General features: G+C 71.3%; 18 protein-coding genes. 12 read left to right on the forward strand and 6 right to left on the reverse strand.

Going from position 1 to position 22,296, the window contains the following annotated elements; genetic code table 11:
• Positions 1-27: 27 nt before the first annotated feature.
• Positions 28-1,323: a ferric reductase-like transmembrane domain-containing protein gene (locus ACFYP3_RS26440; RefSeq protein ID WP_388837271.1), complete on the reverse strand. Its 1,296-nt coding sequence runs from the start codon at positions 1,321-1,323 to the stop codon at positions 28-30.
• 157 nt (positions 1,324-1,480) lie between these two features.
• Between ACFYP3_RS26440 and ACFYP3_RS26445 the strand changes: the two genes are divergently transcribed.
• Genes ACFYP3_RS26445 through nirD form a run of 3 tightly spaced genes read left to right on the forward strand, consistent with a single transcriptional unit; the run spans position 1,481 to position 5,563 of the window.
• Positions 1,481-2,707: an NAD(P)/FAD-dependent oxidoreductase gene (locus ACFYP3_RS26445; protein WP_388837274.1), complete on the forward strand. Its 1,227-nt coding sequence runs from the start codon at positions 1,481-1,483 to the stop codon at positions 2,705-2,707.
• Position 2,708: 1 nt separating this feature from the next.
• A complete protein-coding gene (gene nirB / locus ACFYP3_RS26450) occupies positions 2,709-5,234 on the forward strand; it encodes a nitrite reductase large subunit NirB (protein WP_388837277.1) in 2,526 nt (841 codons plus the stop codon).
• Positions 5,231-5,563, forward strand: a complete 333-nt coding sequence (gene nirD / locus ACFYP3_RS26455) for a nitrite reductase small subunit NirD (protein WP_030711012.1) — start codon at positions 5,231-5,233, stop codon at positions 5,561-5,563. The genes nirB and nirD overlap by 4 nt, the downstream gene beginning before the upstream one ends.
• A 15-nt stretch (positions 5,564-5,578) precedes the next feature.
• On the opposite strand, the gene ACFYP3_RS26460 is transcribed toward nirD, so the two are convergent.
• Positions 5,579-5,992, reverse strand: a complete 414-nt coding sequence (locus ACFYP3_RS26460; protein WP_388837280.1) for a VOC family protein — start codon at positions 5,990-5,992, stop codon at positions 5,579-5,581.
• A gap of 268 nt (positions 5,993-6,260) precedes the next feature.
• Here ACFYP3_RS26460 and ACFYP3_RS26465 point away from each other — a divergent pair, with 268 nt between their 5' ends.
• The gene (locus ACFYP3_RS26465) at positions 6,261-7,421 is read left to right on the forward strand and encodes an alkaline phosphatase PhoX (protein ID WP_388837282.1); all 1,161 of its coding nucleotides are present in this window, start codon (positions 6,261-6,263) and stop codon (positions 7,419-7,421) included.
• A 265-nt stretch (positions 7,422-7,686) separates the two neighbouring features.
• On the opposite strand, the gene ACFYP3_RS26470 is transcribed toward ACFYP3_RS26465, so the two are convergent.
• The 3 genes from ACFYP3_RS26470 to dusB form a co-directional block, all read right to left on the reverse strand.
• Positions 7,687-8,685 (reverse strand): ArsR/SmtB family transcription factor, encoded by a 999-nt coding sequence (locus ACFYP3_RS26470; RefSeq protein WP_388837285.1) that lies wholly within the window; start codon positions 8,683-8,685, stop codon positions 7,687-7,689.
• Between the two features lie 387 nt (positions 8,686-9,072).
• The gene (gene ppdK / locus ACFYP3_RS26475) at positions 9,073-11,781 is read right to left on the reverse strand and encodes a pyruvate, phosphate dikinase (protein ID WP_388837288.1); all 2,709 of its coding nucleotides are present in this window, start codon (positions 11,779-11,781) and stop codon (positions 9,073-9,075) included.
• Between the two features lie 364 nt (positions 11,782-12,145).
• Positions 12,146-13,306: a tRNA dihydrouridine synthase DusB gene (gene dusB, locus ACFYP3_RS26480; protein ID WP_388837290.1), complete on the reverse strand. Its 1,161-nt coding sequence runs from the start codon at positions 13,304-13,306 to the stop codon at positions 12,146-12,148.
• 34 nt (positions 13,307-13,340) lie between these two features.
• Between dusB and ACFYP3_RS26485 the strand changes: the two genes are divergently transcribed.
• The 4 genes from ACFYP3_RS26485 (at position 13,341) to ACFYP3_RS26500 (ending at position 17,537) form a co-directional block, all read left to right on the forward strand.
• Entirely contained in the window at positions 13,341-14,789 is a 1,449-nt protein-coding gene (locus tag ACFYP3_RS26485) for an MFS transporter (RefSeq protein ID WP_388837293.1), read from the forward strand.
• Between the two features lie 213 nt (positions 14,790-15,002).
• On the forward strand, positions 15,003-16,049 hold the full coding sequence (locus ACFYP3_RS26490; RefSeq protein ID WP_388837295.1) for an aldo/keto reductase: 1,047 nt from the start codon (positions 15,003-15,005) through the stop codon (positions 16,047-16,049).
• A gap of 21 nt (positions 16,050-16,070) precedes the next feature.
• Complete coding sequence (locus tag ACFYP3_RS26495; RefSeq protein WP_388837298.1) at positions 16,071-16,664, forward strand: TetR family transcriptional regulator; 594 nt, start codon at positions 16,071-16,073, stop codon at positions 16,662-16,664.
• A gap of 141 nt (positions 16,665-16,805) precedes the next feature.
• The gene (locus ACFYP3_RS26500) at positions 16,806-17,537 is read left to right on the forward strand and encodes a VC0807 family protein (RefSeq protein ID WP_388837301.1); all 732 of its coding nucleotides are present in this window, start codon (positions 16,806-16,808) and stop codon (positions 17,535-17,537) included.
• A 73-nt stretch (positions 17,538-17,610) separates the two neighbouring features.
• Here ACFYP3_RS26500 and ACFYP3_RS26505 read toward each other — a convergent pair whose 3' ends face one another.
• Positions 17,611-18,993 (reverse strand): glycine--tRNA ligase, encoded by a 1,383-nt coding sequence (locus ACFYP3_RS26505; RefSeq protein ID WP_388837304.1) that lies wholly within the window; start codon positions 18,991-18,993, stop codon positions 17,611-17,613.
• Positions 18,994-19,148: 155 nt separating this feature from the next.
• On the opposite strand from ACFYP3_RS26505, the gene ACFYP3_RS26510 reads away from it, so the two are divergent.
• From ACFYP3_RS26510 to ACFYP3_RS26525, 4 genes are read left to right on the forward strand one after another with little or no spacing between them, the layout of a single operon-like run.
• Entirely contained in the window at positions 19,149-20,123 is a 975-nt protein-coding gene (locus ACFYP3_RS26510; protein ID WP_388837307.1) for a metal ABC transporter substrate-binding protein, read from the forward strand.
• A gap of 29 nt (positions 20,124-20,152) precedes the next feature.
• Positions 20,153-20,944, forward strand: coding sequence for a metal ABC transporter ATP-binding protein (locus ACFYP3_RS26515; protein WP_388837310.1), 792 nt, complete (start codon positions 20,153-20,155; stop codon positions 20,942-20,944).
• Complete coding sequence (locus tag ACFYP3_RS26520; RefSeq protein WP_388837313.1) at positions 20,944-21,807, forward strand: metal ABC transporter permease; 864 nt, start codon at positions 20,944-20,946, stop codon at positions 21,805-21,807. The genes ACFYP3_RS26515 and ACFYP3_RS26520 overlap by 1 nt, the downstream gene beginning before the upstream one ends.
• A 51-nt stretch (positions 21,808-21,858) precedes the next feature.
• Positions 21,859-22,287 (forward strand): Fur family transcriptional regulator, encoded by a 429-nt coding sequence (locus ACFYP3_RS26525; protein WP_078626133.1) that lies wholly within the window; start codon positions 21,859-21,861, stop codon positions 22,285-22,287.
• The last annotated feature ends 9 nt before the right edge of the window (positions 22,288-22,296 follow it).

The following is a 22,296-nucleotide window of genomic DNA, read 5'->3' on the forward strand; positions in this document are numbered from 1 at the left end:
GAGACCCCGGCCCGGAAGCCGGAGCGGTCAGAAGCCGAAGCACTCGGAATGGACGCGTCCGGCCGGCACCCCGGCCCGCAGCAGCGCCGCCCGGGTCGCCTCGGCCATCCCCGGCGGCCCGCACAGGTACACGTCGTGCTCGGTCAGGTCCGGCACCAGCTCGGTCAACGCCTGCGGCGCCAGCGGATCGTAGGCGGCGCCCGACCGCCCCAGCAGGTAGTGCAGCCCGGCCTGCCGCTCGGCGGCGATGGTCTCCAGCTCGCCGCGCAGGACGAGGTGCTCCTCGGCCCCGGCCCGGTAGAGCAGCGTGATGTCCCCGGGGCCGCCGGGCAGCGTCTCGAACAGGGCCCGCATCGGGGTGATCCCGACTCCGCCCGCGATCAGCAGCACCTTGGGCCGCGTCCGCCGGGCGGCGGTGAGCGCGCCGAACGGCCCGGTGGCCAGCACCCGCGTGCCGGGACGCAGCCGGCGGATCCGGCGGGAGTGGCCGCCGAGCCCCTTGACGGTGATCCGCAGGGCGTTCCCGCGAACCGGCGCGGACAGCGAGAACGGCAGGGCGGTGTGCCACAGCCTCCGCTGGAGGAACCGCCAGCGCAGGAACTGGCCCGGCTCCGCCCGCAGTTCCGCGAGGCGCTCCCCGTACATGACGACGGAGACCACCCCGGGCCCCTCCACGCGGACGTCCGCGACCCGCAGCGCGTGCCGCAGGGCCTGCCGTACAGGGACCACCGCGCGGTACCAGACCAGCAGGACGGCGACGACGGTGTGCGCGAGCGCCCAGAACCAGGCGGCCGCGGCGAGATCCGGTCCGGCGAGCTGGTGGCCGAAGGCGAGGGCGGCCGCGAGGTAGACCAGGAGGTGCACCCCGCGCCAGGTCTCGTGCGGGACCCGGCGGCGTACCGCCCGGGCGGAGGTCACGCCGACCGCGGCCAGGAGGACGGCCGCGGCCCCGGCGGCGGCGAGCGCGGGGTAGCCGAGCAGCTCCCGGACGGCGCGGACCACGTCGACGCCCTCGTGCACGGCGTAGCCGAGCAGGGCGAAGAGCGCGTGCCCGAAGCAGAGCAGGAGCACGTACCGGCCGCCGAAGGCGTGCCAGCGGGCGAGCCGGTCGGCGCCGACCCCGTGCTCGACGGCGGGCACCCGGGCCATCAGGAACAGCAGCACGAGCACCCCGTACCCGGCGAGCAGGCCGGTCAGGTGCGCGGCGGTGGCGAACAGCGCGTCGGGCCGGGCCGAGGGCCGCACCTGCGCCGCCCAGAGCAGGGTCACCACCCCCGCCCCGCCCAGCATCCCGCCCCTGACCCGCACCACCGCATCTCGCATACGGAGCACGCTAAGGGCCCCGGCAGCGGCCCCGATGATCTTTAAGGCGGCCTTGAGGAAGGCCTCACCGACCCTTAACCCCGCCGCTGAGGTCGGCGTTCCGTCCGGGTAACAGGGGCGATGCGGAGGGGAAACAGCGGCCGCGCACGCTCGTGCCATGACCTCGGACCAGCGTGTGGTGGTGATCGGCGGCGGCCTCGCGGGACTGCGACTGGCCGCGCGCCTGACCGGTGCGGCGGCGGTGACCGTCCTCGGCGAGGAACCGCACGTCCCCTACAACCGCGTCCTGCTCGCGGAGGTCCTCGCCGGCCGCTACGCACCGGAGGTCACCGCCCTCCCGACGCCCGGCCCGGCGCTGCGCCGGGGGGTCCGCGCGGTACGGATCGACCGCGCGGACCGGACCGTGCGGTGCGACGACGGCACGGTGGCGGAGTACGACACGCTGGTGCTGGCCACGGGCTCGAACGCGGTGCTCCCGCCGCTGCGCGCTCTGTTCGAGCCCGAGGGACGGGACCTCCCGGACGGGGTCCACGCCTTCCGCACGATGGACGACTGCCTGGCCCTCTCGGCGGCCGTACGCCCCGGGGCGCGGGCCGTGGTGATCGGCGGGGGCCTGCTGGGCGTCTCCGCGGCCCGCGCGCTCGCCGCGCGGGGGGCGGTGGTGGTCCTCGCCCAGCAGGGCGAGCGCCTGATGGAACGCCACCTGGACACCGAGGCCTCGGCCCTGCTGGCCGCGCACCTGACCGGCCTCGGCGTGGAGATCCACACCGAATGCCGGGTCCGCGGCCTGATCACGTCCGCGGCGCCGCGGGGACATCGCGAGGTCACCGGGGTCGAACTCGCCGACGGCTACCGCCTCGACGCCGACCTCGTCGTCCTCGCCTGCGGCGTACGCCCCCGCGTCGGCCTCGCCCGGGCCGCCGGGCTGGACGTCCGCACCGGCGTCGTGGTCGACGACCACCTGCGCACCAGCGACCCCCGCATCCACGCGATCGGCGACTGCGCCGAGCACGCCGGCCAGGTGTACGGCCTGGCGGGCGCCGCCCTGGAGCAAGCCGACGCCCTCGCCGCGGTCCTCACCGGAACCCCCGCGCGCTACACCGGCACCCGCGCCCTCACCCGCCTCACCCTCGGCGGAACCGAGAACGGCTCCCTGGACCTCGCCGCCTTCGGCGAGACCACCCCCCGCCCCGGCGACGACGTGGTCCGCCTCGCCGACGCCACCCGCCGGACCTACCGCAAGGTCGTCCTGCGCGACGACCGGCTCGTCGGCGGGGTACTGCTCGGCGAGCTCTCCACCGTGGGCGCCCTCGCCCGCACCTGGGAGGGCGACGAGTCCCCGCACGACCTGTTCCACCTGCTCACCGACGACGGAGGCCACTGAGATGACCGAGCCCCTGCCCACGATCGTGCTCATCGGGCACGGCATGGTCGGCCAGCGCTACCTCGAAGCGCTCGCCGAGCGCGGGGTCACCGCCACGCACCGGATCACCGTGCTCTGCGAAGAGCCCCGGCCCGCCTACGACCGCGTGCACCTGACCTCGTACTTCTCCGGCAGCACCGCCGAGGACCTGTCCATGACCCCCGCCGGGTTCATGGAGGAGCACGGCATCGCCCTCCACCTCGACGACCCCGCCGAGCACATCGACCGTGCCGGCCGTACCGTCACCGCCCGCTCCGGGCGGGTGTTCCCGTACGACGTCCTGGTCCTGGCCACCGGCAGCTACCCCTTCGTGCCGCCCGTCCCCGGCAAGGACGCCCCCGGCTGCTTCGTCTACCGCACGATCGAGGACCTGCTCGCGATCGAGGAGTACGCCAGGACCCGGACCAGCGGCGCGGTCGTCGGCGGCGGCCTGCTCGGGCTGGAGGCCGCCGGAGCCCTCCAGGGCCTCGGCCTCACCACCCGCATCGTCGAGTTCGCCCCGCGCCTGATGCCCGTCCAGGTCGACGAGGGCGGCGGCGCGGCCCTGCTGCGCACCATCGAGTCGATGGGCCTGACCGTCCACACCGGGGTCGGCACGCAGGAGGTGGTGACCGGCGAGGACGGCCGCGTCAGCGGCATGCGCCTGTCCGACGGCTCGACCGTCGACACCGACCTCGTCGTCTTCTCCGCGGGCGTCCGCCCCCGCGACCAGCTGGCCCGTGACGCCGGACTGGACGTCGGCGAGCGCGGCGGCGTCGCGGTCGACGCCCGCTGCCGCACCTCCGATCCGCACGTCTACGCCATCGGCGAGTGCGCCCTCGCCGTGGACGGCCGGGTCTACGGCCTGGTCGCCCCCGGCTACGAGATGGCCGAGACGGCCGCCGAGGACCTGCTGGGCCGGGAGAAGGAGTTCACCGGGGCCGACCTCTCCACCAAGCTCAAGCTGCTCGGCGTGGACGTGGCCTCCTTCGGCGACGCCCACGGCGCCGCCCCCGGCAGCCTCGACGTCGTCTGGTCGGACTCCCGTTCCGGCGTCTACAAGAAGCTGGTCGTCTCCCCCGACGGGGTCCTGCTCGGCGGGGTGCTGGTCGGCGACGCGGACTCCTACGGCCTGCTGCGCCCACTCACCGGCAGCGTCCCGCCCGTCGCCCCCGAACAGCTGGTACTGCCCGCCGGGGTGGGCGCGCCGGTCGCGCTCGGCCCGTCCTCGCTCCCCGACCACGCCGTGATCTGCTCCTGCCACAACGTCACGAAGAAGGCCATCGCCGCCTGCGCGAGCCTCGCCGAGGTCAAGAAGTGCACCAAGGCGGGCACCGGCTGCGGCAGTTGCGTCAAGGTGATCGGCCAGCTGCTGCCGGCCGCCGCCGACCAGGGGCTGTGCGGCTGCTTCCCGTACACCCGCTCCGAGCTGTACGAGATCGTCCGCACCCGCCGGCTGACCTCGTACCAGGAGATCCTGGACGGGCACGGCCGCCCCGAGGCGCGGGGCGGCGACGGCTGCGAGGTCTGCAAGCCCACCGTCGGTTCGATCATCGCCTCGCTCGCCCCGACCCTCGGCGCCAGCGGCTACGTCCTGGACGGCGAGCAGGCCGCCCTCCAGGACACCAACGACCACTTCCTGGCGAACATGCAGCGCAACGGCTCGTACTCGGTCGTCCCGCGCATCCCGGGCGGCGAGATCACCCCCGACAAGCTGATCGTGATCGGCGAGGTGGCCCGCGACTTCGGCCTCTACACGAAGATCACCGGCGGTCAGCGGATCGACCTCTTCGGGGCGAGCGTGGACCAGCTCCCCCGCATCTGGGCCCGGCTCGTCGACGCCGGTTTCGAGTCCGGGCACGCCTACGGGAAGGCCCTGCGGACGGTGAAGTCCTGTGTGGGGCAGACCTGGTGCCGCTACGGGGTCCAGGACAGCGTCCGGATGGCCATCGACCTGGAGCTGCGCTACCGCGGGCTGCGCGCCCCGCACAAACTGAAGTCGGCGGTGTCCGGCTGCGCCCGCGAGTGCGCGGAGGCGCAGAGCAAGGACTTCGGGGTCATCGCCACGGCGAGTGGCTGGAACCTGTACGTCGGCGGCAACGGCGGGGCCACCCCGCGCCACGCCGACCTCCTGGCCCAGGACCTCTCGGACGCGGAACTGGTGCGGCTGATCGACCGGTTCCTGATGTTCTACATCCGCACCGCCGACCGGCTGGAGCGGACGTCCACCTGGCTGGAGCGGCTGGAGGGGGGCCTGGCGCACCTGCGGGACGTCATCGTGCACGACTCGCTCGGGCTGTGCGCGGAGCTGGAGTCCCTGATGGCCGACCACGTGGCGCACTACCGGGACGAGTGGGCCGAGACGCTCCAGGACCCGGAGCGGCTGCGCCGGTTCGTGTCCTTCGTGAACGCGCCCGGTGCCCCCGACCCGACCGTGAGGTTCGTCCCCGAGCGCGACCAGGTCAAGCCCGACCTGGCCGTCCTGACCATAGGAGGTGCCGTCCGATGACCGTGGAACTGCAAGTGGCCCAGGGCTGGCTGACGGTGTGCGAACTGTCCTCGCTGGTCCCCGGGCGCGGGGTCGCGGCCCTGCTGCCCGACGGGAGCCAGGCCGCGGTGTTCGTGGACCGCGCGGGGCGCCCGTACGCCATCGGCAACCAGGACCCCTTCACCGGGGCGCACGTGCTCTCGCGCGGGCTGGTGGGGGCCGTGGCGGGCCGGCCCTTCGTGGCCTCGCCGCTGCTGAAGCAGCGCTTCGACCTGGAGTCGGGGCGCTGCCTGGACGACGAGGAGGTGGCGGTCCGGACCTACCCAGTGCGGACCGCCGCGACCTCGTGATCATCGGGTGGACGGTCAGCCCTGGTCCTGGATCACGGCCGGGTCCATCCACATGATCTCCCAGGTGTGGCCGTCGAGGTCGTCGAAGGCGCGGCCGTACATGACGCCGTGGTCCTGGGCGGGGCGGGGCTCGGTGGCGCCGGCCGCCAGGGCCCCGTCCACCAGCTCGTCGACGGCGGTGCGGCTGGGGGCGCTCAGACAGAGCAGCACCTCGGAGGTCTTCGTCGCGTCCGCGATCTCCTTGTGGGTGAAGTCCTTGTAGCGGTCCTCGGTCAGTAGCATCGCGACGATGGTGTCGCTGATGACCATCGAGGCGCAGTTCTCGTCGGTGAACTGGGCGTTGAAGGTGTAGCCCAGCTTGCCCCAGAAGGTCTTGCTGGCCTCCAGGTCCTTGACCGGCAGGTTGACGAAGATCATGGTGGCGGACATCGGGTCCCTCATCTCTCGGGTGCGGCACGCGGTGCGTGCCGTTCGGTGTTTTCGAGAGGTAGACCGCGGGGCCGGGAGAAACTCATCGCTGCCCCGCGAATTGTTTTCGGGACGGCGGATCCCGCCCTGCGCCGAGGATTGAACGTCGAGCGGTCGCTCGTGCGTCATGAGGAGTTGGCGCCCCGGCAACTGGCGCCTCCTAGGTTCCTCCACGCGTGCGACCCCGCGCTCGACCGGGTGCGGGGGCCTTCCTCCCACAGGAGTGACCGTGGAACGTCGTACCTTCCTGCGCGGCGCCGTCATCGGCTCGTCGGCCGCCGCCTTCGGCGGCACGTTGATGCACGGGGCCGCCTACGCGGCGCCCGCCCAGCCCGGCCCCGGACCCTACGGGGCCCTCGGCGCGGCGGACGCCAACGGCATCATGCTGCCCAGCGGCTTCAGCAGCCGGGTGATCGCCCGCTCGGGCCAGCCGGTCGGCGGCACCTCGTACACGTGGCACAGCGCCCCCGACGGCGGTGCGTGTTTCGCCGACGGCTCGGGCTGGATCTACGTCTCCAACTCGGAGATCAACCCCTCCGGCGGGACGAGCGCCGTGAAGTTCAACTCCTCCGGCACCGTCACCGGCGCCTACCGGATCCTCTCCGACACCCGGCAGAACTGCGCGGGCGGCAAGACCCCGTGGAACACCTGGCTGTCCTGCGAGGAGGTCGACCGCGGCTTCGTCTACGAGACCGACCCGTACGGCGTGAACGCGGCCGTGCAGCGTCCCGCGATGGGCCGCTTCAAGCACGAGGCGGCCGCCGCCGACCCGGTGCGCCAGGTGATCTACCTGACCGAGGACGAGACGAGCGGCTGCTTCTACCGGTTCATCCCGACCACCTGGGGCGACCTCTCCTCCGGCACCCTCCAGGTCCTCAAGGCCGGCACCGCCGCCTCGGGCTCCTTCACCTGGGCCAACGTCCCCGACCCGGACGGCTCCCCGACCGCGACCCGCAGCCAGGTGTCCGGCTCGAAGAAGTTCAACGGCGGCGAGGGCTGCCACTACGCCAACAACACCGTCTGGTTCACCACCAAGGGCGACAACCGCGTCTGGCAGCTCAACCTCACCGACAGCACGTACGAACTGGCCTACGACGACTCCCTCGTGCCCGGCGGCGCGGCCCCGCTGACGGGCGTCGACAACGTCACGGGGTCCTCCTTCGGCGACCTGTACGTCGCCGAGGACGGCGGCAACATGGAGATCTGCGTGATCACCCCGGACGACGTGGTGGCGCCCTTCCTGCGGATCACCGGCCAGTCCTCCTCGGAGATCACCGGCCCGGCCTTCTCCCCGGCCGGCAACCGCCTCTACTTCTCCAGCCAGCGCGGCACCACCGGCAGCTCCTCCGCCGGCATCACGTACGAGGTCACGGGCCCCTTCCGCGTCTGACCCCACCCTCCAGCCCCGCACACCTCCAGCCCCGCCGCACCCTCCAACCCGGCACACCCTCCAACCCGGCACACCCTCCAGCCCCGCCGCACCATCCAGCCCCGCCGGCGTTTGAGGCGACGGGGTCCGGGGCGGAGCCCCGATCTTCCAGCCCCGCCGGCGTTTGAGGCGCGGGGGCTCGGGGGCAGCGCCCCCGCAACGGCGCCGCGCCCGAACGCACGACCGCCCCGACGGGCCGAACCCCGTCGGGGCCCGGCGGCCGCGTTCACGACGCCACCGCCCCACCCTTCAGCAGCGCGGCCCCCAGCGGCGTCACGGTGTGCAGCACGGCGTTCCCCCGCCGCAACGTGGTGACCAGCCCCGCCTCCCGCATCACACACGCGTGCTGGCTCGCGGACGCCAGCGAGACCCCGGCCCGGCGCGCCAGCTCACTGGTGGTCGCCCCGTCCCCTATGGCCCGCAGCACCACCGACCGGGTGTGCCCCACCAGCTTGCCCAGGGTGCGCTGGCGCTGCTCCTCCACGGGCCGCGCCGCCTCACCCCCCGCCGGCGCCGAGGCCAACTGCGCCGCCGCCGGATAGACCAGCACCGGAGGCAGCTCCGGATCGTGCAGGGTCACCGCGGTGCGCCGGCAGAAGAAGGACGGCTGGAGCAGCAGCCCGCGCCCCCGCAGTCGTACGTCCCGGTCCACCGGGTAGTCGCACTCCAGCACCGGCGCCCGCCAGCGCAGCATCGGCGGCAGCGAGTCCAGCAGCTCGTCCGCGCCCCCGTCCAGCAGGGCCCGGCCGCGGGCGGCGCGCTCGGCCTCGATCTGCGCCTGGATGTGCGTCCAGTACGGCTCCACGGCGGCCCGGTGGTACGCGCGGAGCTCGCCCAGGAGCCGCGGCAGCTGCTTGGCGCCGCCGTCCGTGAACTCCCGTAGCCGCGGCGTCATCGGCGCACCGGCGGCCAGCAGCTGGAGCTCGCGCCGCATGCGCTCGGGACGGATCCCGCGCAGCGCGTCGAGGCCCACGTCCCACCCGTACTGCCCCTCCACAGGGGTCAGGAAATCGGGGAAATAACCACGACTCGGTATGAGCATACCGAGCGTGCGTGTTTCACTATTCAACCTGCTCCGGGTTTCCGTACGCCATTCACCGAACAACCGGGCGTCACGCCGGTCTCTTAAGCGGTGAAAGCTGAGAATCGTTTCCCACAACGCATCGGGACGCCCTGCCATCCGTACGCGTGCCAGGTCCACTCCAGTGAAATGGATACGCAGCACCGAACCCCCACCTGTGCAACCGCAATCCCCCCGCCCCATGAGTATGCACGCCGTCACACGTGGTCACCACGCCCTTTCAGCCACAGTTGAAACCCCTTTCGGCAGGGGCGTGACAACCGAAATCCTGTACTCCGCCGGGCACACTCCGATGCGACCGAAACGCTCCGCGAAGGCCGTGGGGGGCTTTGCGGGGCCTGGCGGTCGGTCGCACCGGGAAGCGCCGACGTGCCCGGCAGAATGACAGCGGCGGTGGACGGGTGGGGATCCGTCCACCGCCTGCTGGCGTAAAGATTTGTTGAACAACGGAAATAGGCGCGCCCGCCACCGGGCAGTCAGGGAACCCGGGGGCAGGCGCGGTCTATGGGAGCCCTTGGCAGGGCCGGGGGGTCAGCGGCTGTCGCTGCCCTTCGACTCGGCGGCCGCACGACCGGCCTCCAGGCGCGCCACCGGAATCCGGAAGGGCGAGCAGGAGACGTAGTCGAGGCCGACCTCGTGGAAGAAGTGGACGGACTCGGGGTCGCCGCCGTGCTCACCGCAGACGCCGAGCTTGAGGTCGGGGCGGGTGGCCCGGCCCTGCTCGACCGCGTGGCGCACGAGCGAGCCGACGCCGTCCTTGTCGATGGTCTCGAAGGGCGAGACCCCGAAGATGCCCTTCTCCAGGTACGCGGTGAAGAAGCTGGCCTCGACGTCGTCGCGGGAGAAGCCCCACACCGTCTGGGTCAGGTCGTTCGTACCGAACGAGAAGAACTGCGCGGCCTCGGCGATCTGGGCGGCGGTCAGCGCGGCGCGCGGCAGCTCGATCATGGTGCCGATGGACAGCTTGAGGCTGGTGCCGGTGGCGGCCTCGACCTCGGCGATGACCTGGTCGGCCTCCTCGCGGACGATCTCCAGCTCCTGGACGGTGCCCACGAGCGGGACCATGATCTCGGCGCGCGGGTCGCCCTTGGCGTTCTTGCGCTCGGCCGCGGCCTCGGCGATCGCCCGGACCTGCATCTTGAACAGGCCGGGGATGACCAGGCCGAGGCGGACACCGCGCAGACCCAGCATCGGGTTCTGCTCGTGCAGCTTGTGCACGGCCTGGAGCAGGCGCAGGTCGTTCTCGTTGGCGTCCTGGCGGGACTCGGCGAGGGCGACGCGCACCGACAGCTCGGTGATGTCGGGCAGGAACTCGTGCAGCGGCGGGTCGAGCAGGCGGACGGTGACGGGCAGGCCGTCCATCGCCTCGAACAGCTCGACGAAGTCCTTCTTCTGCAGCGGCAGGAGGGCGTTGAGCGCCTCCTCGCGCTCGCCGTCGGTGTCCGCGAGGATCAGTCGCTCCACCAGTTCGCGGCGCTCGCCGAGGAACATGTGCTCGGTGCGGCACAGGCCGATGCCCTGGGCGCCGAAGCGGCGGGCGCGCGCCGCGTCCTCGGCGTTGTCGGCGTTGGCGCGCACCCGCAGGCGGCGGACGCGGTCCGCGTAGGCCATGATCCGGTGCACGGCGGCGACGAGCTCGTCGGCGTCGTCGGCGCCGGCGTGCATGCGGCCCTCGAAGTACTCGACGACCGGGGAGGGTACGACGGGTACCTCACCGAGGTACACCTTGCCCGTGGAGCCGTCGATGGAGACGACGTCGCCCTCTTCGATGACCGTCTCGCCGACCGTCATGCGGCGGCGCTTGGTGTCGACGTCGAGCTCCTCGGCGCCGCAGACGCAGGTCTTGCCCATGCCGCGGGCGACGACGGCGGCGTGCGAGGTCTTGCCGCCGCGCGAGGTCAGGATGCCCTCGGAGGCGATCATGCCGTCCAGGTCGTCCGGGTTGGTCTCGCGGCGGATCAGGATGACCTTCTCGCCGGAGCGGGACCACTTGACGGCCGTGTACGAGTCGAAGACGGCCTTGCCGACGGCCGCGCCCGGGGAGGCGGCGATGCCGCGGCCGAGCAGGGTCGTCTTGGCGCCCTCGTCGAAGCGCGGGAACATCAGCTGCGCGAGCTGGTGGCCGCTGACGCGCTGGAGGGCCTCGGCCTCGTCGATCAGGCCCTGGTCCACGAGCTGGGTGGCGATGCGGAAGGCGGCGCCGGCGGTGCGCTTGCCGACACGGGTCTGGAGCATCCACAGCTGGCCGCGCTCGATGGTGAACTCGATGTCGCAGAGATCCTTGTAGTGGGTCTCCAGCGTCGTCATGATCGTCATGAGCTGGTCGTACGAGGCCTTGTCGATGGTCTCCAGGTCCGCGAGCGGCACGGTGTTGCGGATGCCCGCCACCACGTCCTCGCCCTGGGCGTTCTGGAGGTAGTCGCCGTAGACGCCCGCGTGGCCGCTGGCGGGGTCGCGGGTGAAGGCGACGCCGGTGCCGGAGTCGGGGCCCAGGTTGCCGAAGACCATGGAGCAGATGTTGACCGCGGTGCCCAGGTCGCTCGGGATGCGCTCCTGGCGGCGGTAGAGCTTGGCGCGGTCGGTGTTCCACGAGTTGAAGACGGCCTCGACGGCGAGGTCCATCTGCTCGCGGGCGTCCTGCGGGAACTCGCGGCCGGCTTCCTTCGCCACGATCTTCTTGAAGTGCTTGACCAGCTTCTTCAGGTCGGCGGCGTCGAGGTCGGTGTCGACGGTGACCTTCTTGGCGGCCTTGGCCTCGTCGAGGGCGTCCTCGAAGAGCTCGCCGTCGACGCCGAGGACGGTCTTGCCGAACATCTGGATGAGGCGGCGGTACGAGTCCCACGCGAAGCGCTCGTCACCGGCCTGGGAGGCGAGGCCGGTCACGGACTCGTCGGAGAGACCGATGTTCAGGACGGTGTCCATCATGCCGGGCATCGAGAACTTGGCTCCGGATCGGACGGAGACCAGCAGCGGGTCGTCCGACTGTCCGAGCTTCTTGCCCATCTTCGCCTCGAGGGCCGCAAGGTGGGCGCTGACCTCTTCGCGCAGCGCGGCCGGGGCCGTGCCGCTCTCGAGGTAGACCTTGCAGGCCTCGGTGGTGATGGTGAAGCCGGGAGGGACCGGCAGACCCAGGTTGGTCATCTCGGCGAGGTTGGCTCCCTTGCCGCCGAGAAGGTCCTTGAGGTCGCGGTTTCCCTCGGTGAAGTCGTAGACGAACTTCTGATCTTTGTTTTCCGACACGGGTCTCGACTCCTCGAGGCTCGGTGGCTGCCCTGACGGCCAGGAACATACCCAGATCGAAGGCTTCTGGGTACGTCCACTTGGTCGTCATGCGGCTGTAACCACCCGTGCGCCAGCAGATCGAAAGTAACTCATGGGTAATCAGAAAGTACCAAGAGCGTTCACCTCTCGAAGGAAGAGGGGGCCTCTGAGGCTAGATCACGCTCGGATGAGCGATCATCGATCCATTTGCGTTCAAGAGTTGAACGCACAAAGGGTGGCACCCAGTGCCACCCTTTGAAAGTCTTACCCGTGACTTCAGTGCTCATCTGAGCGAAACCCTTCCCATGCGTGGCGTATATCACGCACCACGGAGGGCGATTTGTCAGCCTCCGGAGGTGTCCAGTTCAGCGTCCTCGCTCACACCCGCGCAGTCGTACGGGTCCTTCAGCCAGCCGTCCGGCAGGACAACTCGGTTGTTTCCGGACGTCCGACCGCGCGGGCCGTCCGCACTCTCGGGCCACGCCTGGTCCAGGTCCAGCTCGCTCAGATGAGCGTCCAGCTCGGCCAGGGAGGAGGTGACCGCGAGCTTCTGGCGCATCTCGGACCCGACCGAGAAGCCCTTCAGGTACCAGGCCACGTGCTTACGGAAGTCGATCACCCCGCGGGCCTCGTCGCCGATCCACTCCCCCAGCAGCTGTGCGTGCCGGTGCATGGTGGCCGCGACCTCGCGCAGGGTCGGCTTGTGGAAGTCCTCAGGACGGCCCTCGAAGGCCGCCACCAGGTCGTTGAACAGCCACGGCCGCCCCAGGCAGCCGCGGCCCACCACCACGCCGTCGCAGCCGGTCTCGCGGACCATGCGCAGGGCGTCCTCGGCGCACCAGATGTCGCCGTTGCCGAGCACGGGGATCTCCGGCACGTGCTCCTTGAGCCGCGCGATGGCGTCCCAGTCGGCGGTGCCGCCGTAGTGCTGGGCCGTGGTCCGTCCGTGCAGGGCTATCGCGGTGACCCCCTCCTCGACGGCGATCCGGCCGGCGTCGAGGTAGGTGAGGTGGTCGTCGTTGATGCCCTTGCGCATCTTCATGGTGACCGGCAGGTCGCCGGCGCCCGCGACGGCCTCGCGGAGGATCGCGCGGAGCAGGTGGCGCTTGTACGGGAGGGCCGAGCCGCCACCCTTGCGGGTGACCTTGGGGACCGGGCAGCCGAAGTTGAGGTCGATGTGGTCGGCGCGGTCCTCTTCGACGATCATCCGGACGGCCTTGCCGACCGTCGCCGGGTCGACCCCGTACAGCTGAATCGAGCGGGGCTTCTCGGTCTCGTCGAAGTGGATCAGCTGCATGGTCTTCTCGTTGCGCTCGACCAGGGCGCGGGTCGTGATCATCTCGCTCACGAACAGCCCCTTGCCGCCCGAGAACTCGCGGCAGAGGGTACGGAACGGGGCGTTGGTGATGCCGGCCATGGGCGCGAGCACCACCGGGGGCTGCACGGTGTGCGGGCCGATCGCGAGAGGCGGGGGGAGCGTGGTCATCCGCCCATTGTCCCGCATGCCGAGGGGGTGTGGCGGACGTAGCATCGGCGGCATGATCGAGCCGAGTCCCCGGCAGCGCATGCTCGTCCTGGCGATCTGCTGCATGAGCCTGCTGATCGTCAGCCTCGACAACACCGTGCTCAACGTCGCGCTGCCGTCCATGCGCCGAGAACTCGACGCCTCGGTCGCGGGGCTGCAGTGGACCATCGACGCGTACACCCTGGTCCTGGCCTCGCTGCTGATGCTCGCGGGCTCCACGGCCGACCGGATCGGCCGCCGCAAGGTGTTCGTGGCCGGCCTGCTGGCCTTCGGCCTGGGCTCCCTGCTGTGCTCGCTCGCCCCCAGCCTCGGCTGGCTCATCGTCTTCCGGATGGTGCAGGCGGTCGGGGGCGCGATGCTCAACCCGGTGGCGATGTCGATCATCACCAACACCTTCACCGATCCGGCCGAGCGGGCCCGGGCCATCGGTGTGTGGGGCGCGGTCGGCGGCGTCTCCATGGCCGCGGGGCCCCTGATCGGCGGGGTGCTGGTGGATTCGGTCGGCTGGCGCTCGATCTTCCTGATCAACCTGCCGATCGGTCTGGCGGCGCTCGCGCTGACCCTGCGCCACATCCCGGAGTCCCGGGCCGCCCGGCCCCGGCGTCCGGACCCGGTGGGCCAGGTGCTGGTCATCGCCCTGCTCGGCAGCCTGACGTACGGGATCATCGAGGCCCCGGCCGCCGGGTGGCGCTCGCCGCTGATCATGGGGTGCGCGGTCGTGGCCGTGGCCTCGCTCGTGGGGCTGCTGGTCTACGAGCCCCGGCGCGAGGAGCCGCTGATCGACCTGCGGTTCTTCCGGAGCGCGCCCTTCAGCGGGTCGACCGTGATCGCGATCAGCGCCTTCGCCGGTCTGGCCGGCTTCCTCTTCCTGAACACGCTCTACCTCCAGGACGTACGGGGGCTCAGCGCCCTGCACGCCGGGCTCTACATGCTGCCGATGGCGGCCCTGACCGTCCTCTTCGCGCCGCTGGCGGGGCGGCTGGTGGGCAGCCGGGGGCCGCGGATCTGCCTGCTGATCGCGGGCGTGGCGATGGCGTCGAGCGGGCTGCTGTTCGCCCTGTTCGAGGCCGAGACCTCCAACCCGCTGCTGTTCACCGGGTACGTGCTCTTCGGGCTCGGCTTCGGCATGGTGAACGCGCCGATCACCAATACGGCGGTGTCCGGCATGCCGCGCTCCCAGGCGGGCGTCGCGGCCGCCATCGCCTCGACCAGCCGCCAGACCGGCGGCACGCTGGGCGTCGCGGTCATCGGCTCGGTCCTGGCGGCGGGGCTGGCCGGCGGCTCCGACTTCTCCGGGGCGGCCCAGCCGGCCTGGTGGATCATCACGCTGTGCGGGCTGTCGGTGCTGGTCGTGGGGGCGGTGACGAGCGGCAGCTGGGCCCGGGCGACGGCGGAGCGCACGGCCCGCAGCCTGGAGGAGCCCGTCAGTCCGTCCGCGACCGCGGGTTCACCGCGCGGCTGACCGCGGAAGCCGCGCGGGCGTACCCACTGCTGCTCCGACAGCCTTCGAACTCCTGCTCCAACGCCGAACACGCCGCCTTCGACCTCGTCGAGGGCGGCGTTCGTCGTGCCCGGGACGGCCTCCCGAGGCGGCGGCCCGGGCCTGCGGATCCCCGCCTGACACTGACGAGTGACAGATGTTGAAATCTGTCAGCCGTCATGCCATTCTCGTTGCATGACGACGAATGAGATCACCCAGAAGACCACCCAGACGACCACCCTCGGCAGCACCGGCCCCTCCGTCTTCCCGCTGGGGCTGGGCTGCATGGGGATGTCCGCCCTCTACGGCGAGGCCGACCGCGCGGAGTCCCTCGCGACCATCCACGCCGCCCTGGACGCGGGCGTCACGCTGCTCGACACCGGCGACTTCTACGGCATGGGCCACAACGAGCTGCTGATCAACGAAGCCCTGCGGACGGCACCCGCCGCGGCCCGCGACCGGGCGCTGACCAGCGTCAAGTTCGGCGCGCTGCGCACGGTCGAGGGCGGGTTCACCGGCTATGACGGGCGGCCCGCGGCCGTCAGGAACTTCCTGGCCTACTCGCTCCAGCGGCTCGACCGGGACCACATCGACATCTACCGGATCGCCCGCGTGGACCCGGACGTGCCGATCGAGGAGACGGTGGGGGCCATCGCCGAGGCGGTCCAGGCCGGACACGTGCGCCACATCGGCCTGTCCGAGGTCGGCGCGGACACCATGCGCCGCGCCGCCGCCGTGGCCCCGATCTCCGACCTCCAGATCGAGTACTCGCTGATATCCCGCGGCATCGAGGAGGAGATCCTGCCGGCCGCCCGCGAGCTCGGGATCGGGATCACGGCATACGGAGTGCTGTCCCGCGGCCTGATCAGCGGCCACTTCACCCGCGACCGCGCCCTGGCCCCGGGGGACTTCCGCGGGATGAGCCCGCGCTTCCAGGGCGGCAACCTCGACCGGAACCTCGATCTGGTCGAGGCCCTGCGCAAGGTGGCCGACGACAAGGGGGTCAGCGTCGCCCAGACCGCGATCGCCTGGGTGCTCGCGCAGGGCCCCCGGCAGGGCGTGGACCTCGTGCCCCTGGTGGGCGCGCGGCGCCGGGACCGGCTCGCCGAGGCACTGGGTGCCATGGACATCAGGTTCAGCGCCGCGGACCTGGCGGCCATCGAGGAGGCCGTGCCCGCCGGCGCGGCGGCCGGCGAGAGGTACCCGGAGGCCCAGATGGCCCACCTCGACAGCGAGCACTGAGCTGACGGTACGGTCGTACCCATGCCCCCCGCTGCCGCCGAGCCCCTGACCCCCGAGCGCATCCTCGAGACCACCGAGGAGGTGCTGCGCCGCTTCGGCCCCACCAAGGCGACCGTGGTGGACGTGGCGCGCGCCCTCGGTGTCAGCCACGGCAGTGTGTACCGCCACTTCCCGTCCAAGGCGGCGCTGCGCGAGGCCGTCACGGACCGCTGGCTGGCCAAGAGCGTGGTCCGGCTGGAGGAGATCGCCTCGGCCCCCACCGGGAGCGCCCCCACCAAGCTGGAGGCGTGGCTCGGGGCTCTCTTCGAGGCCAAGCGCCACAAGGCGGGCGCGGATCCGGAACTGTTCGCCACCTACACCGTGCTGCTCGCCGAGAACAGCGGCGTGGTGGACGCGCATCTGGCCGAGCTGATCGACCAGCTGGCCCGGATCATCGCGGAGGGCGTCGCTGCCGGGACGCTCGCCGCCGAGGACGTGCCGGCCGCCGCCCGGGCGGTCTTCGACGCCACCGGCCGCTTCCACGACCCGCAGTACGCGGCGGACTGGCTCTCCCCCACGATCTTCACGGAGTTCGAGGCGGTCACCACGCTGATCATCAGGGGTCTGCGCGCCTGACCCGGGTCGGCGAGGCCCGTCCGGAACCTGTCGGTCCGGAGAACTTGATGATCATTTTGGGTGCGCTCGTCTTGTACATGCCATTCCCCCCTCCGTACGGTCGCCCTACCGCACACCATCAGGCACGTTCCAGGGGGAACCTTGTCCACCCACCTAGCACGACCCGCACCTCCCGCCCGCTCGGGGGCCGCGACCGCCATCGGCTGGATCCTGACCATCGGCCTCAACGTGGTCGCGCCGATCATCACGTACAACATGCTCGTGGACGACCACGGCTGGAGCGAGTTCTCGGCGCTGCTCCTCAGCAGCGTGTGGCCCGTGCTCGACAGCGTCATCGTCGTGGCCTGGCACCGCAAGCTCGACGAATTCGCCATGGTCACCCTGGTGTTCATAGTGATCACGGCGGCGGTCACGCTCGTCGGTGACCCCTCGGCGCGGGCCCTGCTGGTCAAGGACTCCGCCGTGACCGGGCTGTTCGGGCTGCTGTGCCTGTCCACGCTGCTGGCGAAGCGCCCGCTGATGTTCTACTTCGGCCGCAAGTTCGCCACCGACGGCACGCCCGAGAGCACGGCCTGGTGGAACGGCCTGTGGCAGTACGAGGGCTTCCGGACTTCGCTGACCCGGATGACCCTGGTCTGGGGCGTCGCCTACGTCGTCGAGGCCGTCGTCCGCATCATCCTGGCGTACACGCTGAGCACCAAGACCATGGTGGTCCTCAGCCCGATCATGATCTACACGGTGCTCGGCGCGCTGGGCGTGTGGACCGCCCTGTACGGCAAGCGCTCCCAGGCGGAGGGCGAGCGCCGCGCCGCCGCCGTGGCCCAGGCGGCCGAAGCCGAGGCGGCCGGGGCGGCCGGGGGCTCCCCGGCCTGATCCGCCGCGCAAGACGAAAAGACCGGTGGCCCGGTGCGCGAGGAGCGCACCGGGCCACCGGTCTTCGTGCGGCCTAGCAGCCGAGCAGGCGGCTGCCGAGGTAGGTCTGGATCTGGTCCAGGGAGACGCGCTCCTGCTTCATGGTGTCGCGCTCGCGCACGGTCACCGCGTTGTCGTCCAGGGTGTCGAAGTCGACGGTGACGCAGAACGGCGTACCGATCTCGTCCTGGCGGCGGTAGCGGCGGCCGATGGCGCCCGCGTCGTCGAACTCGATGTTCCAGAACTTGCGCAGGTCCGCGGCGAGGCCCTTGGCCTTCGGCGACAGCTGCGCGTTGCGGGACAGCGGCAGGACGGCGACCTTGATCGGGGCCAGGCGCGGGTCGAGGCGCATCACGGTGCGCTTCTCCATGACGCCCTTGGCGTTCGGGGCCTCGTCCTCGACGTACGCGTCGAGCATGAAGGCGAGCATGGCGCGGTTGACACCGGCCGCCGGCTCGATGACGTACGGGGTGTACTTCTCCTTGGACTCCTGGTCGAAGTACACGAGGTCCTGGCCGGAGGCGGCGGAGTGGGCCTTGAGGTCGAAGTCGGTGCGGTTGGCGACGCCTTCGAGCTCGGAGAACTCGTTGCCACCGAAGTTGAAGCGGTACTCGATGTCGGCGGTGCGCTTCGAGTAGTGGGACAGCTTCTCCTTCGGGTGCTCGTACCAGCGGATGTTCTCCTCGCGGATGCCGAGGTCGCGGTACCAGTTCCACCGCTCCTGCATCCAGTACTCCTGCCACTGCTCGTCCTCGCCCGGCTTGACGAAGAACTCCATCTCCATCTGCTCGAACTCGCGCGTGCGGAAGATGAAGTTGCCGGGAGTGATCTCGTTGCGGAAGGACTTGCCCATCTGCGCGATGCCGAACGGCGGCTTCTTGCGCGAGGTGACCTGCACGGTGGCGAAGTTGGTGAAGATGCCCTGGGCGGTCTCGGGGCGCAGGTACGCCTTGGAGCCGGTGTCCTGGGTGGGGCCGAGGTGCGTCTCCAGCATGCCGGAGAACTGCTTCGGCTCGGTGAACTGGCCCTTCACGCCACAGTGGGGGCAGTTGATGTCGGCGAGGCCGTTGGCCGGCGGGCGGCCGTGCTTGGCCTCGTACGCCTCTTCAAGGTGGTCCGCGCGGTGGCGCTTGTGACAGGCGGTGCACTCGGTCAGCGGGTCCGAGAAGGTCGCGACGTGACCGGAGGCCACCCAGACCTCGGGGGCCAGGATCACGGACGAGTCGATGCCGACGACGTCCTCACGCCCGGTGACCATCGCCTTCCACCACTGGCGCTTGATGTTCTCCTTGAGCTCGACACCCAGCGGGCCGTAATCCCAGGCAGCCCGGGAGCCGCCGTAGATCTCACTGCACGGGAAAACGAAGCCACGGCGCTTGCTCAGGCTGACGATGGTGTCGATCTTGTCGGCGGCCACGGTGCTCTCTTCATTACGAGGACGAACGGCGAAGTCTTTAGGTTACCGGCGCCCGCACCCCCCCTTTCAAATCGGATCCTCCTCCACGGCCGCCCGCCCGGCCTCCCCACCAGGGTTTTTGACAATCGTTTCCATTTTTGATGAAAATGGATGTCATGAACGTACGACGCCTCATACCCACCGCCGTCCTCGCCGGAGCCGTCGCCCTCGGCGCCACGGCCCTCACCGCCTGCTCCGGAGCGGGCGCCACCGGCGGCAAGGACGGCAAGCTCGGCGTGACGGCGTCGTTCTATCCGATGCAGTTCCTCGCCGAGCAGATCGGCAAGGACCACGTGAAGGTCCACGGCCTGACCAAGCCGGGCGTCGAACCGCACGACCTGGAGATCACCCCGCGGCAGACCGCGCAGCTCGGCGAGGCCGACGTGGTCCTCTACCTCAAGAGCCTGCAGCCCGCCGTCGACAAGGCCGTCGCCCAGTCCGGCGTGAAGAACGTCGTCGACGCGGCGACCCTCACCAGCCTGGAGACGCACGCCTCCTCCGGCCACGACCACGGCGCCGAGGAGGGGCACTCCGAGGGCGAGGGGCACGACCACGGCCACGGCGAGGCCGGCGCGGACCCCCACGTCTGGCTCGACCCCGCCAAGTACGCGGAGATCGCCAAGGGCGTCGGCGCCGCCCTGGAGAAGGCCGACCCCGCCCACGCGGCGGACTACAAGGCGAACACCGACGAGCTGGTCGGCAGGCTGACCGCGCTGGACACGGAGTTCAAGGACGGCCTGAGGAACACGGCCTCCAGGACCTTCATCACCACCCACTCCGCCTTCGGGTACCTCGCCGAGCGCTACGGCCTGGACCAGGAGGGCATCTCCGGCGTGGACCCCGAGTCCGAGCCGAGCCCGGCCCGGATGAAGGAGCTCCAGGAGGTCGCGAAGAAGGAGAACGTCTCCACCGTGTTCTTCGAGACCCTGGCGAGCGAGAAGACCGCCAAGGTCCTCGCGTCGGACACCGGCCTGAAGACCGACGTCCTCGACCCGCTCGAGGGAATCACCGACAAGTCCCAGGGCGCTGACTACTTCGAGGTCATGCGGTCCAACCTGAAGAACCTCCAGAAGGCACTCGGTAGCAAGTGATGGCAGCAGCAGCAACGGAGGCGCGAGCCATGCAGTCAACGCCCCGCCCAGCGGACGACCAGCCCGTCATATCCCTGCGCGGGGCCACGGCCTCGCTCGGCTCGCGCCCCGTGCTGCGCGGGATCGACCTCACCGTCCACCGCGGGGAGGTCGTCGCCCTCCTCGGCGCCAACGGCTCCGGCAAGTCCACGGCCGTCCGCGCCGTGGTCGGCCAGGTCCCGCTGACCGACGGCTCCCTCAGCCTCTTCGGCACGGACTTCAAGCGCTTCCGCGACTGGTCGCGCATCGGGTACGTCCCGCAGCGCACCACCGCCGCCGGCGGCGTCCCGGCCACCGTCCGGGAGGTCGTCTCCTCCGGCCGCCTCGCCCGCTCCCGCTTCGGACTCCTGCGCAAGACCGACCGGGCCGCGATCGAGCACGCCCTGGCCCTGGTCGGCATGGACGGGCACGCCGACGTCTCGGTGGACGCCCTCTCCGGCGGCCAGCACCAGCGCGTCCTCATAGCCCGGGCACTCGCCGTCGAACCCGAACTGCTGATCATGGACGAGCCGATGGCGGGTGTGGACCTCGCCAACCAGGAGGTCCTGGCCGGCGCCCTGCGCGCGCAGGTCGCCGCCGGTTCCACCGTCCTGCTCGTGCTGCACGAACTGGGCCCGCTGGAGCCCCTGATCGACCGCGCCGTCGTCCTGCGCGACGGCTGCGTCGTCCACGACGGCCCGCCGCCGGAGGCCGTCGGCCAGCACGCCCTGCCCGGCCACGACCACGTACACCCCCACGCGGCGCACGACGCCGAGCCCCTGCGGACGGGACTGCTGAGCTGATGGACATCCTCGACTACGCCTTCATGCAGCGGGCCCTGATCGCGGCCGCCCTGGTCGGCATCACGGCCCCCGCCATCGGCACGTACCTCGTCCAGCGTCGCCAGGCGCTCATGGGCGACGGTCTCGGCCACGTCGCCATGACCGGCGTCGCCCTCGGGCTCGTGCTCCACACCAGCCCGGTCTGGATGGCCACCCTCGTCTCCGTCCTCGGCGCCGTCGGCATGGAACTGATCCGCGCCCGCGGCAGGACCAGCGGGGACGTCGCCCTCGCCATGCTCTTCTACGGCGGCCTCGCCGGCGGCGTCATGATCATCAACCTCGGGGGCGGTCAGACGGCCAGCCTCCTCGGCTCCATGTTCGGCTCGATCACCACGGTCGCCACCGAGGACGTGACCGCGATGGCGATCCTCGCCGCGTTCGTCCTCGCCGTCGCCATCGGCCTGCGCCGCCAGCTCTTCGCCGTCTGCCAGGACGAGGAGTTCGCCCGCGTCACCGGCCTGCCCGTGCGCGCGCTGAACCTGCTGATCGCGGTGACCGCGGCGGTCACCGTCACCGTCGCCATGCGCATCGTCGGCCTGCTGCTGGTCAGCGCGATGCTGGTGATCCCGGTCGCGGCCGCCCAGCGGCTCACCCGCAGCTTCGCCACCACGCTGGGCCTGGCCATGGCCATCAGCCTGACCGTCTCCCTGACCGGCACGGCGGCCACCTACTACCTGGACGTGCCCTCGGGCGCGACGATCGTCCTGCTGGCCATCGGCGTCTTCATGGTGCTGACGGCCCTGTCCGCCCCCCTGGCCAGGCGCCGGGCGAAGGCGGCCAGCACCGCCGAAGAGGTGTGCACACGGGACGACGTAAAGGTCTAGAGTCCTCGCCCGCCTGGCACAATGGCGGCAGGCCGATACGAGGAGGAACCGGTGGCGACTGCGCCTGGCGAGATGAATACCGCGCCAGTACGAGGGCGATCCACCCGGCAGCGGGCGGCCGTGGCGGCGGCGCTGGACGAGGTGGACGAGTTCCGCAGCGCCCAGGAACTCCACGACATGCTCAAGCACCGCGGCGATTCCGTGGGCCTGACCACCGTCTACCGCACCCTCCAGTCGCTCGCGGACGCCGGTGAGGTCGACGTCCTGCGCACCAGCGACGGCGAGTCCGTCTACCGCCGCTGCTCCACCGGCGATCACCACCACCACCTGGTCTGCCGCAAGTGCGGCAAGGCGGTCGAGGTGGAGGGCCCGGCCGTGGAGAAGTGGGCGGAGTCCATCGCGGCCGAGCACGGCTACGTGAACGTGGCCCACACGGTGGAGATCTTCGGCACCTGCGCCGACTGCGCCGCCGCGGGCTGACCGGGCCGG

Origin of the sequence: Streptomyces sp. NPDC005533 (genome assembly GCF_042871845.1) — a bacterium.
Classification (GTDB): Bacteria; Actinomycetota; Actinomycetes; order Streptomycetales; family Streptomycetaceae; genus Streptomyces.